General features: G+C 68.9%; 13 protein-coding genes. 8 read left to right on the forward strand and 5 right to left on the reverse strand.

What is annotated here, in order from left to right; translation table 11 throughout:
• Positions 1–264: hypothetical protein (locus ACYVC6_RS07875; RefSeq protein WP_460712667.1), on the reverse strand; the 264-nt coding region annotated here is incomplete at its 3' end.
• A 394-nt stretch (positions 265–658) separates the two neighbouring features.
• Between ACYVC6_RS07875 and ACYVC6_RS07880 the strand changes: the two genes are divergently transcribed.
• The gene (locus ACYVC6_RS07880; RefSeq protein WP_460712669.1) at positions 659–2,275 is read left to right on the forward strand and encodes a succinic semialdehyde dehydrogenase; all 1,617 of its coding nucleotides are present in this window, start codon (positions 659–661) and stop codon (positions 2,273–2,275) included.
• A complete protein-coding gene (locus tag ACYVC6_RS07885) occupies positions 2,272–4,011 on the forward strand; it encodes a GMC oxidoreductase (protein ID WP_460712671.1) in 1,740 nt (579 codons plus the stop codon). Before ACYVC6_RS07880 ends, ACYVC6_RS07885 begins: the two co-directional genes overlap by 4 nt.
• A 393-nt stretch (positions 4,012–4,404) precedes the next feature.
• Here ACYVC6_RS07885 and ACYVC6_RS07890 read toward each other — a convergent pair whose 3' ends face one another.
• From ACYVC6_RS07890 to ACYVC6_RS07905, 4 genes are all read right to left on the reverse strand, one after another.
• Positions 4,405–5,262 carry a hypothetical protein gene (locus ACYVC6_RS07890; RefSeq protein ID WP_460712673.1) on the reverse strand — a complete coding sequence of 286 codons (858 nt, stop codon included), beginning with the start codon at positions 5,260–5,262 and terminating at the stop codon, positions 4,405–4,407.
• A 10-nt stretch (positions 5,263–5,272) separates the two neighbouring features.
• The gene (locus ACYVC6_RS07895; protein ID WP_460712675.1) at positions 5,273–6,925 is read right to left on the reverse strand and encodes a M28 family peptidase; all 1,653 of its coding nucleotides are present in this window, start codon (positions 6,923–6,925) and stop codon (positions 5,273–5,275) included.
• Between the two features lie 39 nt (positions 6,926–6,964).
• Entirely contained in the window at positions 6,965–8,170 is a 1,206-nt protein-coding gene (locus ACYVC6_RS07900; RefSeq protein ID WP_460712677.1) for an acyltransferase family protein, read from the reverse strand.
• A 76-nt stretch (positions 8,171–8,246) separates the two neighbouring features.
• The gene (locus ACYVC6_RS07905) at positions 8,247–9,647 is read right to left on the reverse strand and encodes an FAD-binding protein (RefSeq protein ID WP_460712679.1); all 1,401 of its coding nucleotides are present in this window, start codon (positions 9,645–9,647) and stop codon (positions 8,247–8,249) included.
• A gap of 122 nt (positions 9,648–9,769) precedes the next feature.
• On the opposite strand from ACYVC6_RS07905, the gene ACYVC6_RS07910 reads away from it, so the two are divergent.
• The 6 genes from ACYVC6_RS07910 to ACYVC6_RS07935 all read left to right on the forward strand — a co-directional run bounded on the left by ACYVC6_RS07910 (position 9,770) and on the right by ACYVC6_RS07935 (position 15,955).
• The gene (locus tag ACYVC6_RS07910; RefSeq protein ID WP_460712681.1) at positions 9,770–10,660 is read left to right on the forward strand and encodes a LysR family transcriptional regulator; all 891 of its coding nucleotides are present in this window, start codon (positions 9,770–9,772) and stop codon (positions 10,658–10,660) included.
• Positions 10,661–10,685: 25 nt separating this feature from the next.
• Positions 10,686–12,269, forward strand: a complete 1,584-nt coding sequence (guaA, locus tag ACYVC6_RS07915) for a glutamine-hydrolyzing GMP synthase (protein ID WP_460712683.1) — start codon at positions 10,686–10,688, stop codon at positions 12,267–12,269.
• 208 nt (positions 12,270–12,477) lie between these two features.
• On the forward strand, positions 12,478–13,017 hold the full coding sequence (locus ACYVC6_RS07920) for a hypothetical protein (RefSeq protein ID WP_460712684.1): 540 nt from the start codon (positions 12,478–12,480) through the stop codon (positions 13,015–13,017).
• Between the two features lie 5 nt (positions 13,018–13,022).
• Positions 13,023–14,147 carry a sensor histidine kinase gene (locus ACYVC6_RS07925; protein WP_460712686.1) on the forward strand — a complete coding sequence of 375 codons (1,125 nt, stop codon included), beginning with the start codon at positions 13,023–13,025 and terminating at the stop codon, positions 14,145–14,147.
• A gap of 207 nt (positions 14,148–14,354) precedes the next feature.
• A complete protein-coding gene (locus ACYVC6_RS07930; RefSeq protein WP_460712688.1) occupies positions 14,355–15,185 on the forward strand; it encodes a hypothetical protein in 831 nt (276 codons plus the stop codon).
• Between the two features lie 8 nt (positions 15,186–15,193).
• Positions 15,194–15,955 carry a hypothetical protein gene (locus tag ACYVC6_RS07935; protein ID WP_460712690.1) on the forward strand — a complete coding sequence of 254 codons (762 nt, stop codon included), beginning with the start codon at positions 15,194–15,196 and terminating at the stop codon, positions 15,953–15,955.
• The last annotated feature ends 56 nt before the right edge of the window (positions 15,956–16,011 follow it).

Consider the following 16,011-nt stretch of genomic DNA (forward strand, 5'->3'; position numbering starts at 1 on the left):
GGCGGTGCCGGAGGTCAGGGTCATCGATCCGAACCCTGCGGTCTGCGTGGTGGAGTCCGAATCCAGGAGCAGCGTCGGGGCGGTCGTACCCGTCGCGTCGGTGACGTGGGCGGAGACGGTGACCTGCTTAGCGCCGTCGTTGACGTCGACGGTCTTCGGGCTGAAGTCGAAGTCCGACAACACCGGAGCAGATGTGTCCAGGTCGATTGCGGTCGCCGCGGTCGCGGCCCCCACACCAGACGTCACCAGGACCGCAATTGCCACTGGCAGGACAGTTCGAAACGCTGTACGCATGCTTCCCCCGTGTGAGCGGCAACGACCGGTTCCAGTCGTAGAGCGGAGGAGCGAATCAGTCCGAATGTCTTCGTGATTGATGTGTGTCCGCGCCGGCTCCGCCGCCTCGTGTTCGTTGCTCACAAGGATCGCGTTGGCGGGGTTGATACTGAAGTCTGCGACGAGGCCATTTTTCCCGTGCGCATGGGCCACTCCGGGAGTGACCCCTTCGGGCCATACGCATCCGACAGCACCCCGGACTCGCGCCGTGGGCATTCGCTTGTCCCCCCGGCATCGCGACTTGACACTAGAACCCCGTGTGTAAAGCGCCACAGTGACCTACTCGACGGTAGTAATGCGCGTCACGCGCCCCTACGCTCGCTCCATGAGCGCGCAGACCCCTGCTGGTGGCCCCCTCGTCTCGGGGCCGGCTGACCCCGAGCACGACCCGCGGGCGGCGTACGCGCTCGAACCCGACTACGTCGACAACCTCACCCGCCGCATCGTGGCGAGCAGCGGCCGGACAGTGCCGGTCGAGACGCCGCTGAGCGGGGCGCCGCTGGCGCACATCCCGCAGTCGACGCCGGTCGACGTGGCCGAGGCGTTCAGCAAGGCCCGCAAGGCGCAGGTCGCGTGGTCCCGCACCAGCATCGACGAGCGGGCGCGGTGTCTGCTGCGGCTGCACGACCTCGTGCTCGACCGCCAGGACGAGATCATCGACCTGATCGTGTGGGAGTCGGGCAAGGCCCGCAAGCACGCATTCGACGAGCCGATGCACATCGCGCTGACCGCGCGCTACTACGGGCGTACGGCGCACGAGCACCTCGACACCAAGCGCAAGCTCGGCGTGGTCCCGGGCCTGACGAGGGTCGAGGTCAACCGGGTCCCCAAGGGCGTCGTCGGCATCATCTCGCCCTGGAACTACCCGTTCACGATGGCGCTGTGTGACGGCATCCCGGCGCTGCTCGCCGGCAACGCGGTGGTCGCCAAGCCCGACGCGCAGACCATGCTCAGCGCGCTGCTCGGCGCCCAGCTGCTCGAGGAGGCCGGCTTCCCCAAGGACCTGTGGCAGGTCGTCGCCGGCCCGGGCGCCGACCTCGGCCCGGAGATCATCGGCCGCTCCGACTACATCTGCTTCACCGGCTCCACGGCCACCGGCAAGATCATCGCCAAGGGCTGCGCGGACAAGCTGATCGGCTGCTCGCTCGAGCTCGGCGGCAAGAACCCGATCCTGATCCTGCGCGACGCCGACCTCGACAAGGCCGCGGAGGGCGCCGTCCGCGCCTCGTTCTCGAACGCCGGCCAGCTGTGCGTCTCGATGGAGCGGATGTTCGTCGCCGACCAGGTCTACGACCGGTTCGTCGACAAGTTCGTGGCCCGCACCGAGGCGATGACCCTCGGCGCGACCCTCGAGTGGGGCAACGACATGGGCTCGCTGATCTCCCAGCAGCAGCTCGACGCCGTCGTCCGTCACGTGGACGACGCGGTCGCCAAGGGCGCCCGGGTGCTCACCGGCGGCAAGGCGCGGCCAGACCTCGGCCCCTACTTCTATGAGCCGACCATCCTCGAGGGCGTCACGCCCGACATGACCTGCTTCGGCGAGGAGACGTTCGGCCCGGTCATCTCGCTCTACCGCTTCCACGACGAGGCGGACGCCGTCGCCCGCGCCAACGACGGGGAGTACGGCCTCAACGCCTCGATCTACAGCCAGGACGGCGGCCGGGCGCGGGCGATGGCGCGCCACATCAAGTGCGGGACGGTCAACATCAACGAGGCCTTCGGCGCCACCTTCGCGAGCATCGACTCCCCGATGGGCGGCATGCGCCAGTCCGGCATGGGCCGCCGCCAGGGCAGCGAGGGCATCCACCGTTACACCGAGACGCAGTCGGTGGCCACCCAGCGGCTGATCCGGTTCTCGCCGATGCTCGGGATGAGCGACGAGACCTACGGCAAGGTCATGACCGCCAACCTGCGGCTGATGAAGAAGCTGGGCCGGGCATGACCACGGGTACGACGTTTGACTTCGACGTCCTGGTCGTCGGCTCCGGCTTCGGCGGCTCGGTCACCGCTCTGCGGCTGACCGAGAAGGGCTACCGGGTCGGCGTACTCGAGGCCGGCGCGCGCTTCAACGACGACGACTTCTCCAACGGCACGGCCGACATCAAGAAGTACCTCTGGGCCCCCGCGCTCGGGATGTATGGCATCCAGCGCATCGACGCCGTGCGCGACACGATGATCGTGGCCGGCGCGGGCGTCGGCGGCGGCTCGCTGGTCTACGCCAACACGCTCTACGAGCCGCTCCCGCCGTTCTACAACGACCCCCAGTGGAGCCACATCACGGACTGGAAGTCCGAGCTGGCGCCCTACTACGACCAGGCCAAGCGGATGCTCGGCGTCGTCGAGAACCCGGTGCGCACGCCCGCCGACGACGTGATGGAGAAGGTCGCCGGCGACATGGGGGTCGGCGACACCTTCCACCCGACCCCGGTCGGCGTCTTCTTCGGCGGCCCCGGACAGGCGCTGGGCGAGGAGGTTGCCGACCCGTTCTTCGGCGGCGCGGGCCCGGACCGCAACACCTGCCTGCGGTGTGGCGAGTGCATGAGCGGCTGCCGCCACAACGCCAAGAACACCCTGGTCAAGAACTACCTCTACCTCGCCGAGCAGAACGGCGCCACGGTGCTGCCGCTCACCACGGTCACCCGGATCACGCCGCGCTCTGGTGATGGCGGCGGCTACGACGTACGCGTGAAGTTCACCAAGGCCAAGTCCAAGCGCGGCCAGAAGGTCCTCACCGCCGAGCACGTCGTGATGGCGGCCGCCTCGCTCGGCACCCAGAAGCTGCTGCACCGGATGAAGGACGAGGGCCACCTGCCCCGGCTCTCGGAGCGGCTCGGGTATCTGTCGCGGACCAACTCCGAGTCGATCCTCGGCGCCATCGCCCCGAAGACGGACCCCACCGACTACACCTACGGCGTCGCCATCACCTCGTCGTTCCACCCCGACGCGGACACCCACGTCGAGCCGGTGCGCTACGGCAAGGGCTTCAACACGATGGCCATGCTGCAGACCGTGCTCACCGACGGTGCGCTCGACCCGTCGACCGGCGGCAAGACCCGGATCCGCACGTGGCTCAAGGAGATGGTCAAGCAGCGGTCCAACATCCTCGACCTCTACGACTTCAAGCACTGGTCGGAGCGGACCGTCATCGCGCTGGTCATGCAGACCCTCGACAACTCGATCACGACGTACGGCAAGAAGGGCCCGTTCGGCACCTGGTGGATGACCTCCAAGCAGGGCCACGGCGCCCCCAACCCGACCTGGATCCCGGTGGCCAACGAGACCGTACGCCGGATCGCGGCCCACCTCGGCGGCACCGCCGGCGGCAACATCGGCGAGCCGTTCGGCATGCCGCTGACCGCCCACTTCATCGGCGGCTGCGCCATCGGTGACTCGCCCGAGACCGGCGTGGTCGACCCCTACCAGCGCGTCTACGGCTACCCCGGCCTGCACGTCGCCGACGGCTCGGCCATCTCCGCCAACCTCGGCGTCAACCCGTCCCTGACGATCACCGCCCAGGCCGAGCGCGCGATGGCCTTCTGGCCCAACAAGGGCGAGCCCGACCCCCGCCCCGACCTGGGGGAGTCCTACCAGCGCCTCACGCCGGTCTCCCCGGCCCACCCGGTGGTCCCCGAGGGCGCTCCCGGCGCCCTGCGCCTCCCGATCGTCGGAGTCTCCTAGTTCTCGCTGGTCGAGCAGCGAGCGCCAGCGAGCGTCGTCGAGACCTCGCAAGGAGGGGCTGGAACCGACCCCACCGCCACGCTCAGCCCACGCTCCGGTCCAGACCGCTCCATACTCCCGGTATTTCTTCTCAGAAACCGACGTAACCCGGCCTCCGGGGCGTCGTTGGAGCAGTGGGTCGGTCGTCTTGCTCCCTCCTTCAGGCCGGCCCGAAGAGTCCAAGCGCTGTCCGCAGTGCGTGGACGATCAGGGCCCGGCCACCCTCCCTCCCCGGCCGGGCCCTGGTGCATTTTCACGACGCCTTCGGCTGAGCTTGCGAAGCCGAGGAGGGCGTCGACGCGTCTCGAGACGCAGTGGGGAGGGCCGGTGTTCAGACCAATACCGCCCGGCCCGTCAGGAGCCCGCAGCCGCCACCAGCTGGGCGATGGCGGCGGCGTCGCAGTCGGTGAACTCGCTGCCGTCGGCGCGGTAGCAGAGGAACATGCCGGGCTCCGTGCCGAGCGCGACGACCACGTCGGCGTACCGCCCAAGCGGGGGCAGCGTGAGCTCCCCCTCCGGGACGAGGACCTCGGTGTGGACGTCGGCGCCACTGGCCACGTCGGCGACGAGCGGCGCCTGGGCGCCCGACGTCCCGCTGAAGTGGAGCTCCACCTGGATCACCTCGCCCGGCGCCAGGTTGAGGGCGAGCGGCTGGCCGGTCTCGTCGTTGGTCACGACGGCGCCGTCCTCGAGCTCGAGCGTGCCGCGGACGAAGTCGGCGGCGCCGGCGCTGGGGCAGTCGAAGACGAACGACGGCTCGGCGGGCTCGCTGTCGTCGACCTCGGACTCGAGGCGCAGGTCGGTGACGGCCAGCATGTTGGATCCGCCCGAGGACCCGCTGCGGATCGACAGCATCCAGGTGCGCTGCCGCTCGGTGCCGTGGTCGGCCAGCCAGGCCAGGACCTCCGGGGTGCAGAAGTTGGGGCTGAACGGCATCTCGTCGAGCGGGACCGAGGCGGGCAGCACGAACTGGGTGACCATCGGGTCGGCGGGTTCGAACGTGGTGACCAGGTCCGAGGTCGGTGCGACCTGCGGGCTCTCCTTCACGACGACCTCGGCCGGAGGCGCGTCGTCGCCCGTGGCGAACTGCCAGACGGTCACCGCGGACGCCGCCGCCGCCAGGAGGAACGACGCCGCGACGACGTACGGGTGGTTGACCAGCGCCTCAGCGATGACCTGCCCGCGACCGCGGGCAGGTTTCTCGGTGGCCACGGCCCACAGACTAGGCGCCCGCGAGCCGGGCTCGCCGAGTCACTGGCGGCCGCAGCCGGCCGGTGACCAGCAGCAGCTGGGGCAGCAGGCTGCCCAGCAGGAGCATCGAGACCGACACGACCACCAGGGGTCCCTGCTGGACGTTGAGGGTCTCGAGGATCATCAGCGGCACGGCGACGACGAGTCCCGGGATCGCGGCGAGCGCCAGGAGACCGACGCGGGCCCACGGGTGCCGGACCCACGATGTGACCGCCACGGCCGCGACACCGCCGACCAGCGGCCAGAGGGCGACCGGGCTGAACAGCGGCTCGCCGATCGCGAGCAGCAGGGCCAGCAGCGTCCACCACACCAAGGAGCCGGCGGCGAGCACGAGGACGCCGATCCGCCGGGCGAGCACGTGGCAGACCGCGACGAAGGCGAGCGCGGCGACCGCGACGATCACCGCCATCGCCGTCGTGCTCTTCTCGAAGTCGGGGTAGTGGAGCGTCTCCTCGGACTCCGGGTTCATCGCCAGGAGCTGCTGCCAGACCGCCCACGCCAGCCCGGTGAGGACCACGACCAGGCCCGGGATCACGAGCGTGCCCCAGACCAGATGCTTGCCGCTCACCAGGCGACGCCGCCAGGCTGCCCCCACGACCACGAGGAACGCGACGGCCGCGACGACCGCCAGCGCCTGGGCCAGCCAGATCGGGTAGGCCAGGAGCCCGAGCACCGGCACGGAGACGAAGACCAGGTCGCTGTCGGCGATCCGCGCGGCGGAGAGGTCCAGGTCTCCGAAGTGCTCGGCCAGCGCCACCATCGTGTTGCCGTGGTCCTGGACCACGCCCGGGTCGACGGCCGCCACGTTGTCTCCTGCCTTGTGGTAGCGCACGACGTCGCCGTCGGTGATGAACTCCGCGGCGGGGATGCCCGCCGGGGCGAACGCCGCGAAGTCGTTGCCGATGCGGTCCCGGTCGGAGGTGTTGAGGGCGGAGTCGGCGAAGACCGGCAGTGACGCGTCCGCGAGCTCACCGACGAGCCACTCGTCACCGGGGGTGGTGGTGCGGAGCTGGGTGCCACCACTCTCGGGCATTCCCTCGAACGCGAAGGCCACCGCGACCCGGTCCGCGTCCGGGTGGGCGCGGACGTACGCCGCGATGCCGGTCTGTCCCTTCTCCTCGCCGTCGGTGAACAGGAACACCACGTCGTTGGCAAGGGGGCCGCGCGCGTGCAGGACGCGCATGGTCTCCAGCATGGCGGCGACCGCGATGCCGTTGTCCGCAGCACCGGGCGTGCCCGGCGCGGAGTCGTAGTGGGCGGTGATGAGGACGTCGAGGCCGGTGTCGGACGACCCGGGCAGGCGCACGATCACGTTCTCGGCGCCGCTGGCCTCGCTGCGCTGCACCTCGACCGGCAGGTCGAGCGCCGTGGCCTGCGCCACGATGTAGTCACGGACCCGCTCCTGGGCCGGCGACCCGATGGGGTGCGGCTCCGCCGCCACGACCTCGAGGTCCGCCATCGCCCGGTCCGCCGAGAAGGTGGTCGCGGAGACGTCGGCCGGCTGGGCCCGGGGCGTGACGACCAGCGTCGCGGCGACCAGGGCCGCGGCCAGCAGCGCGACTCCCAGCGCGAGCCGGGCGAGCCACGAGGTGGCCCGGGGACCTGCAGTGCTGCTTGTGTCCACTCGATGGTGGTGAATGGTGACCATCTGGGGTTCCCCCTCTCAGAGGACGCGGCCCACCCCGGGGACGCGCTTGATGAGCAGCCAGGCGAGCGCGAACGATCCGGCCACGCCGCCGGCGGCGACGATGAGGGCCTTGGCCTCGGCCGGGAGCGGCAGCGGCTGCAGCGCGACCGCCAGCCCGATCAGGACCAGACCCTGAAGGATGAAGGCGCCGTAGGCGCTCCGGCTGACGGCCGGTCGCGCCCAGCGGAGCGGGCGGTCGAGGTGGAGCTGGGCGACCGCGAGGAGCCACACCGGGACGAACACCGTGACGGTGCTCTCGAGCGCGGCGAAGACGAGCGCGTCGACATTGAGGCCGCCCCGCCAGCTGCCCTCGTCGAAGACGCCCAGGCCGAACCCGGCCGCGATGTAGGTGCCGAACGCGACGCCGGCCACCAGGGTTGCCGTGCGGCACTGCCGGTGGAGCCGGCCCGGGACCGCCGTCAGCCACCCGTGCCGGGCGGCCACGACGCCGAGGCCGAACAGGGCCAGGCACTGCGGCCACTGATAGACGTTGAGGTCGATGAGGTACTCGTCGCCGGCGTACTCGTAGACCAGCCGGACGACGTACGTCGCCACCGTCACGGCGAGCGCGAGCACCAGCAGCCGCCCCAGGGTCACCTCGCCACCCCACCGCCGACCGCCCCGGGCGCCTGTCCAGTGGACCCAGCCGGCGTACCCCAGCGAGAAGATCACGAGCACGCCGACGAACCACATGACGCCCGCGTCCATGCCCCCGCCGCCGCCGCTGACGAACTCGTCCCAGTAGGACCCGGGCTTCTCGCCCGGCGGGTGGATGGGATACATCAGCAGCGGCCACAGCACCAGGACGTAGAGGGCGAACGGGACGCCGAGCCTCACCAGTCGGTCCCGCGCGTACGGCCCCGGGCCCTTGCGCTCGAGCGAGCGCGGGGTGAGCAGGCCCGCGACCAGGAACAGCAGCGGGATCATGGACAGACCGATCGGCCCGATCAGGGTGAACAGCGCGATCGTCGCCGGCTCGGTGAGCGTCGTCTCCCGGATCTCCGCGTAGGGCCAGAACTCGACGTCCGCGTAGCCGACGATCCCGTGGGCGGCGATGATCGCGGCGACCAGCAGGACCTTGAGGTTGTCGAGGTAGAGGCGACGTTGCTGCGACCACGCCTCGACCTCAAGGACGCGTTCGCCGGTCGAGGAGCCACGAAGATCTCGGGTCCCCTTACCCACCACTCCAGAGTGGCCCGCCCCGATCGGCCGGGGCCAGGGTCGAAGGCCCTCGACCGGCCGTCGAACGGCCTGCTCGTCAGCCGACGCCGATCGCGTGCCCGAAGCGGAACACGTCGCCCGGGTCCACGTCCCGCTTGACCTCGCGAAGCCGCTGGAACACCTCCGGCCGCCAGGCCCGCGCCACCTCGGCTGGGCCCGAGGTCTCGCCGAGCCAGTTGAGCAGCGAGGTCCCGGTGCACCACGGCGCGAGCGCGTCGAGCACGGCACCGCCGAGGGTCGGCACGAGCTCCTCCAGCCCCGGCGCGAGCACGCCCAGCGCCAGCACTGAGTAGGCGCCCTCGCGACCGGCGACCGCGTTGGGGACGCGCGGCTGCCGACCGAGCGCACCGCCCATCAGCCGCAGCTCGACCATGGCCAGCGGCGGCGCGACGCCCGGGCCGGCGACCCCCAGCAGCGCCTCCACCACGTCGGCGGTCAGCTCGCGGAGCAGTGCGCCCTTCTCCCACACCGGCATCGGGTCGGTCGGGTCCTGGTGGATGGCGTCGGTGCCGGTGTACGGCATCGCGGCCACGCCGGAGAGCAGCACGGTGCCGGACTCCAGCATCGGCGCGAGCAGCTCGGCGCCCTCCGTCTCGTCGCCGTTGTGCGCGAAGCGCAGCATCACGACGTACTGGCCGCGCAGCATCGGCGGGAGCTCGTCGAGCGGCGGGAAGTTCAGCAGGGCCACCGAGGTACTGGTCCGATCGGGGAGCGTCGGCGCCCACGCGCGGAACGAGTGCAGCACGTCACGCGCCGAGTCACCGGCGAAGAACACGGCGCCGCCGTAGATCGTCGCGACGGGCACCAGCCTGATCACCAGCGAGGTGACGACCCCGAAGTTGCCGCGGGCGCCGCGCACCGCCCAGAACAGGTCCGGGTCGGTGTCGGCGTCGACGCGCCGCACCTCGCCGTCGGCGGTCACCATCTCGATCGCCAGGACCTGGTCGGCGCCGAACCCGAACTGCCGGCTCAGCGGGCCCATCCCGCCACCGAGGCTGTAGCCGACCACGCCGACCGAGGACGAGGAGCCGCTCACACCGGCCAGGCCGTACGGCGCCGCCGCCTCGAGCACGTCGGCCCAGCGGACACCGGCGCCGATCGTGGCCGTGCGCTGCTCGGCGTCGACCACGACGCGGTCGAGCCGCGACGTGGTCACCATGACGGCGCCGGTCGCACTGCGCACCGGCCCGTGGCCGGTGGCGTGCACCGCGACCGGCAGACCGTTGGCCACCGCCCAGGACACCGCGGCCGCGACGTCCTCGGTGCACGTGGCTCCCACGACCACGGCGGGGCGGTGCACCACCGCGAGGTTGAAGGTCGCCACCTCCTCGGCGGCGCGCGGGTCGTCGCCGGCGTACACGGGGCCGGTGACGCGGCGCACGAGCTCGGTGAGCGGGGGGTCGAAGGTCGTGTGGGTGGGGGTCTCGATGATGGTCATGTCGGTTCCTTGTCGTCGGCCCGGCGGATCCGGGCGGCGATCAACAAGGTGAGGCCGCACCACCCGCTGGATCCACGACTTGCTTGCTCGCCGGCATGAGGCAGCGCCTAACATCCCAGGTCATGGAGCTGCGGCAGCTGCGCTACTTCGTGGCCGTGGCCGAGGAGCTGCACTTCGCGCGGGCCGCGGCGCGGCTCCTGATCGCCGGTCCGTCGCTGAGCCAGCAGATCAAGGCACTGGAGCGCAGCCTGTCGGTGACGCTGTTCGAGCGGTCGTCCACCGGGGTCGAGCTGACCCCCGCCGGCGAGCAGCTCCTGCCCCTGGCCCGCGCCGCGATCGAGGCGGGCGACGCGGTGACCGCCACGGCCCGGCGCATCTCCGAGCAGCGCGCCACCGTGCTGCGGCTGGGGTTCCTTGCCTTCACCCTGGTCGGCACGACCCGTCGGCTGCTGACCGAGTTCGGACGCAAGGTGCCGGAGGTGACGGTGCAGCTGCGGCAGTACGAGTGGGACGACCCGTCCGCCGGGCTCCTCTCCGGTGAGACCGACGCCGCCCTCGTGCGGGCGCCGTTCACCGGCGAGGACCGGCTGCACCTGCTGGTCCTCGCCGAGGAGCCGCTGCTCGCGATCGTCCCGGAGACACATGCGATCGCCGGCCTGGCCGAGGTCACGGTCGATCGGCTGGCCGAGGAGACCTGGCTCGAGGCAGAGGTCGTCACCGACCCCGTGTTCGCGGCGTTCTGGTACTTCCGGGAGTGGCGCGGCGACGGCCGGTCCGTCCCGACCGAGGCCGGGACCCTGGAGGAGTGGCTGGCCGAGATCGCCTTCGGTCGGGGCATCAACGTGGTGCCGGCTGGGCTCGCCGACGAATACCGCCGGCCCGGCCTCGCGTTCGTGCCCGTCTCGGACGCCCCCTCGTCGCGGCTCGCGCTGGCCTGGCGGAAGGACGACGCACCGCCTGCCGCGGTCCGACTGGCGGAGTTCGCCAGCGCCGTGTCCCGGTCCCGTTCCTGAGATGTCGCGCCACTAGGCTCGGTCCATGACGGCACCTGTCGAGCACGACCTGGTCCTGGTCGTCGACTTCGGGGCGCAGTACGCCCAGCTCATCGCCCGCCGCGTCCGCGAGGCCCGGGTCTACTCCGAGATCGTCCCCCACCACATGCCGGTGGAGGAGATGCTCGCCAAGAACCCGAAGGCGCTGATCCTCTCCGGCGGACCCTCCTCGGTGTACGCCGAGGGCGCGCCGTCGGTCGACCCCGCGATCTTCACGTCCGGGACGCCGGTCTTCGGCATGTGCTACGGCTTCCAGCTGATGGCCCAAGGCCTCGGCGGCGAGGTCGCCCACACCGGCGCGCGGGAGTACGGCCGCACCCCGGTCACGGTCACCGAGCCCGGCACGCTCCTCGCCGACGTACCCGCCCAGCACAACGTCTGGATGTCCCACGGCGACTCGGTCGCCGCCGCCCCCGAGGGCTTCACGGTCCTCGCGTCGACCGTCGCCACGCCCGTGGCGGCGTTCGAGGACGTCGACCGCGGCCTCGCCGGCGTGCAGTGGCACCCGGAGGTGCTGCACACCGAGCACGGCCAGAAGGTGCTCGAGCACTTCCTGCTCCAGATCGCCGGCTGCCGGCCCACCTGGACGATGGTCAACATCGTCGAGGAGCAGATCGAGTCGATCCGCACCCAGATCGGCGACCGCGGCCAGGCCATCTGCGGCCTCTCCGGTGGCGTCGACTCCGCCGTCGCCGCCGCGATCGTGCAGCGCGCCATCGGCGACCGGCTCACGTGTGTCTACGTCGACCACGGGCTGATGCGCCAGGCCGAGACCGAGCAGGTCGAGCGCGACTTCGTCGCCGCCACCGGCGTCGACCTCAAGGTCGTCGACGCCGAGAAGCAGTTCCTCGAGGCACTCGTCGGCGTCACCGACCCCGAGGATAAGCGCAAGATCATCGGCCGCGAGTTCATCCGCGTCTTCGAGGCCGCTGAGCGCGAGATCCTCGCGGACGCGGTCTCCGGCGACGACGGCGACAAGGTCGCGTTCCTCGTCCAGGGCACGCTCTACCCGGACGTCGTCGAGTCCGGCGGGGGAGCGGGCACCTCCAACATCAAGTCCCACCACAACGTCGGCGGCCTGCCAGACGACCTCGAGTTCGAGCTCGTCGAGCCGCTACGCACGCTCTTCAAGGACGAGGTCCGCCTCGTCGGCGAGCAGCTCGGCCTCCCCGCCGAGATCGTGCACCGCCAGCCGTTCCCCGGCCCTGGCCTCGGCATCCGGATCATCGGCGAGGTCACCCGCGAGCGACTCGACATCCTGCGCGAGGCCGACGCCATCGCCCGCGAGGAGCTCACTCGCGCTGGGTTGGACCGCGACATCTGGCAGATGCCGGTCGTGCTGCTCGCCGACGTGCGGTCTGTTGGTGTGCAGGGCGACGGCCGGACATACGGCCACCCCGTCGTCCTTCGCCCCGTCACCAGTGAGGACGCGATGACCGCGGACTGGGCGCGGTTGCCGTACGAGGTCATGGAACGGATCTCCACACGGATCACCAATGAGGTGCGCGAGATCAACCGGGTGACGGTCGACATCACGTCAAAACCGCCCGGAACCATCGAGTGGGAGTGACGCGGCAGGGTGCCACCATCGACTCGAGTCTGGGCAACCTGGGACCTTCGTGTGTTGCCCGCGGGCCTTGCCACAGCGGCTGGACCGGGTGTTCCAATACGGCTGCGAAGTCGTCAGACTTGCGCGCATGACACAGCATGGGGCCACGGATCTGGAGCAGGTGCGTAAGCGCGCTCGAATACTGGTCATAGACGACCATGAACCACCTATGAGGACGCTGTTCGAACGCGACGGCTACCACGTTGAGCGTTGGCCCGAGATCAAGAATCTGTCGCAGCTCACGGACGGTCACTATCACCTCATCCTTCTTGACATTCAAGGCGTGGGGTTGAATGAAAGCCCGAAGGATCAGGGGTTGGGAATCCTTCAGCACATCAAGAGATCAAACCCTGCACAGCTTGTGGTGATGTACTCAGCGCAGCCCCAAAACATCTCTAGACGCGACATACTGCTTCTGGCCGACGACGTACTGGACAAGGATGCTGAATACGTTCAGTACAAGGACACGGTGGACGCGCTTCTTCTGCGTAGGCTGAGCAAGGGCTATTACATAGCGACGATGAACCGCGAACTCGCGGACAATGCCGCGTTGGCCCCTCGTGCTGTGGTCAAAGCGTTGCGGGCAATGAGAACCGGCAATACTGCAGCCCTGGAGCGCTACCTGAGAGCGCGAATTCAGGATCCGAAAGTAGTAGATCGGGTCTTGACAATTGTAAGTATCGGTGTTGGGGTTGGGGGATTACTCTGAAATCAGTGTGGGGACTGTTTCCCTACCCGACGTACGCCACGGGGCGCTTCGAAGATGGTGCGCTCAAGCCTGCGCCCGAGATTTGTCGACGTTGCTCCAAACTCGACTGTGCCCGCGACACACAGACGCCCGTCGGCCAGGTCACTCAATGCAGATTTGGCGTTTCATATGCGCAGCTGGATGAGGAACGACTCGTCTTGGGCGTTGTTGTCACAGACAACGATATGACGACTCGTCGTGCGCGCAGCGTATCTCGCAAGTATCCCGACATGCGAGTCAAGGGCAGCCAACTGAGAGCGGCGGTCGCAGCAGTCCGTGAACTGGGCACGGTTGTTCTGAAGGACTTTGGTCTGGCCCAAGAGCAGATTCTGAATGACCTCAAAACGAATCCAGAGATGCATGAGTCGTTGGCAATGAAGTTGCGCAAGGACTTCGAAGCAAATTTGGATCAGAGTCACGATTTCCTGCAACTCGTCAAGTTGGTTAGGGGCCACGCGGAAGCTCTTCTTCTTCAGAACCACCCAGGTAAGTCCGTCGTCGAAGCCGCGGAGAGCGAGCCCAATCTCGGTGCGATCTACTTCTCCACGGAACTGATGCTCGTGAAGATGGATGCCCTAGTATTCCTTCGAGAAATCAATCGAGCGCTGGGTTCGCCGGTCACGTTCCAGGTGCATCCGCACGTGCTCAAGTATGTAAGGATCTATGACTGGCAGGCGCGCCAAAAGGACTTGCGCATCTACATCAATGGCTCATCGCACGAACGAGTTACGCTCAATTCAGCCGCTGTCGGTGCTGTCATCCAAGGGTTGTTGGACAACCTAGTCAAGTACGCCCCTGCCGGATCCGAGGCAGCCATAACCTTCTCGGAAACAACTGACCACGTGCAGGTTGTATTCTCAAGTTTAGGTCCCCGGATCGAGCGTCGAGAAGAACCGCAGATCTTCTTGCCTGGCTTTCGGGCCGCGGCGGCAAAGGAGATGGAACAGAGTGGGCTTGGGATCGGACTCGCTACCGCGCGAGAGATCTGTACGGCGCTCGACCTGGAGCTGACGGTCAGTCAGTCCACGGACGAGGACGAAAAGTACCGAGGCCGTTACGCGACGACCTTCACTTTGGTGTTCCCTCTCTAGTTCGGTGCGGGGCCGAAGCATTCCGGTGCTGAACGACCGGCGGTGGTCGAGGGATCGGCACTCTGGGCTCGGGCCTTCCTCTTTGGCCTCCCAGCCACACACGGGACCTCGCAGAGGTCGGTGGCTGTGGATCGGCATCTACGCGCCGTCATTATCGCCGGGGCGTTTCGGGCCGAGGCGCCGGCGCTAGCGCGTAGCGTGCTGCCCGTGAACTGGACCCCGGGTCGGATGGAGGAGGAGCGTGCCCTGCAAGCTCCTCGCCCTGGCGTGCCCGAAGACCTTCGCGCCCGGCTCCACGATTGGTGTAGGACTCACTTCACTAAGCACACTTCGCACTTCTTCGAGTTCGTCGTGTGGAGGCAAGAGCCATGGCCGGACCCACGCTCCAACATTCGCGGTGCCTGGAGCCCCTTCGTGGCATGGGCCGATGGCGACCCTACGAGGTACCTGGACACCATCCATCACCTCCTCACGGTTCAGACGCAGCGCAACCTGACCGGCGGTCTGACCGAGATCTTGAACAACAGCAACTCGCTGTACCGCGTCACCGTCGACGGAACCGGGTTGGAGGAGCGGGCGCCTGCCGCGGTCATCGAGCAGGTGAAGGACACCGTGGCCAACGCTGACCATGCCGCGTCGAAGCACCTGACCAACGCATGGAACGCCGCCTACGGGTACGAGAAGAACAACGTCTTCGCCTGGAGCGAGTCGATCAGGGCCGTTGAGGTGGCCATGAAGAAGGTCATCGACCCGGGCGCCACGATCTTCCGGGCGATCACCAACGCCGCCAAGGACACTTCACGGTGGGAGTTCGCCGTCACCGACCACCGGCCCGCCAAGTACAAGAAGAACGCGCCGGCCGCCGAGGGCGTGGAGACCGTATTGGACCTCATGCGTCTCTTGGCCTACGGGGAGCACCATCGCCACGGCGACGACGGCACCGGGACGGACCCGACCGACGTCGAGGCGAAGACGGCCGTCCAGCTCGCTATCACCCTGGTTCAGCTCGTGCAGTCCGGCGCGTTCAAGCAGAAGTAGGTGGCGAGGTGACGGCCGTCCTCGTAGCCGTGTTCAGCGCGCTGGGTGGCGTGCTCGCCGGCCTCGTTCCAACGATCGCGGTGTCCGAGCGGCGGCGACTCCTCAGGTTCATCCGCGACGAGGCCGCCACCCTCAAGGAGCTCGACGGCGACGAGGACGCCGCCGCTCACGTGCGTCAGGCCCTCGGCGCTTCTACCTCGCGGTACCGGTCTCTGGCGGTGCAGACGCGGTGGTCCAAGGCGGTTCGGCAGTTTGAGCTTGTCCGGGGTCCCTCGGCGTTCTTCGTGGCGATCGGGCTCACGGCCACGGTGGTCTCGCTCTTCGTGGAGGACGACACGTGGTCCGTCGCCTTGTTGGCCGTGGGCGTGCCCATGGGCCTGCTTGGAGGAGGCCTGTTTCTTGGGATGGCGCTGCGAGTCGCTGCCGCGGCTCGGGAAGAGGGTGCGATCCAGGACGCGCTGGACGCCGAGCGCGAGCGTCGGGAGGCCGCCGAGGCGAGCATCGATGAGGTTGGTGCGACGCTGCAAACGTGGGAGTCCACCTACGGCGAGGACGAGACTCCCGAGGTCCAGGACCTCCTCGCCGCCCTCCAGCGGAGCGTCGATGCCGCCAAGGATTCCAGGTCCAAGGAAGTGCCGCGACACAGGTTCTACGGTGGCGGTCCCTCGTTCGACGTGGATCCCCACCAGATGAGGTTGCTCGCTGCCGAGGAGGAGGAAGATCTCCGCCGCCGTTCCGAGGAAGTCGGGGAGCAGCCTCCCTTGATCTGACGGCGGCAGGGGGAAAGCTGAGTTACCAACGCACGGCCTTGACCTCCCGCCACCGG

Source organism: Nocardioides dilutus, assembly GCF_054779555.1.

Coding starts and splice junctions, on each gene's coding strand:
- ACYVC6_RS07905 (WP_460712679.1), bottom strand. CDS start 9,647: ATGACCATCATCGAGACCCCCACCCACACGACCTTCGACCCCCCGCTC.
- ACYVC6_RS07910 (WP_460712681.1), top strand. CDS start 9,770: ATGGAGCTGCGGCAGCTGCGCTACTTCGTGGCCGTGGCCGAGGAGCTG.
- ACYVC6_RS07920 (WP_460712684.1), top strand. CDS start 12,478: ATGAGGACGCTGTTCGAACGCGACGGCTACCACGTTGAGCGTTGGCCC.
- ACYVC6_RS07880 (WP_460712669.1), top strand. CDS start 659: ATGAGCGCGCAGACCCCTGCTGGTGGCCCCCTCGTCTCGGGGCCGGCT.
- ACYVC6_RS07885 (WP_460712671.1), top strand. CDS start 2,272: ATGACCACGGGTACGACGTTTGACTTCGACGTCCTGGTCGTCGGCTCC.
- guaA (WP_460712683.1), top strand. CDS start 10,686: ATGACGGCACCTGTCGAGCACGACCTGGTCCTGGTCGTCGACTTCGGG.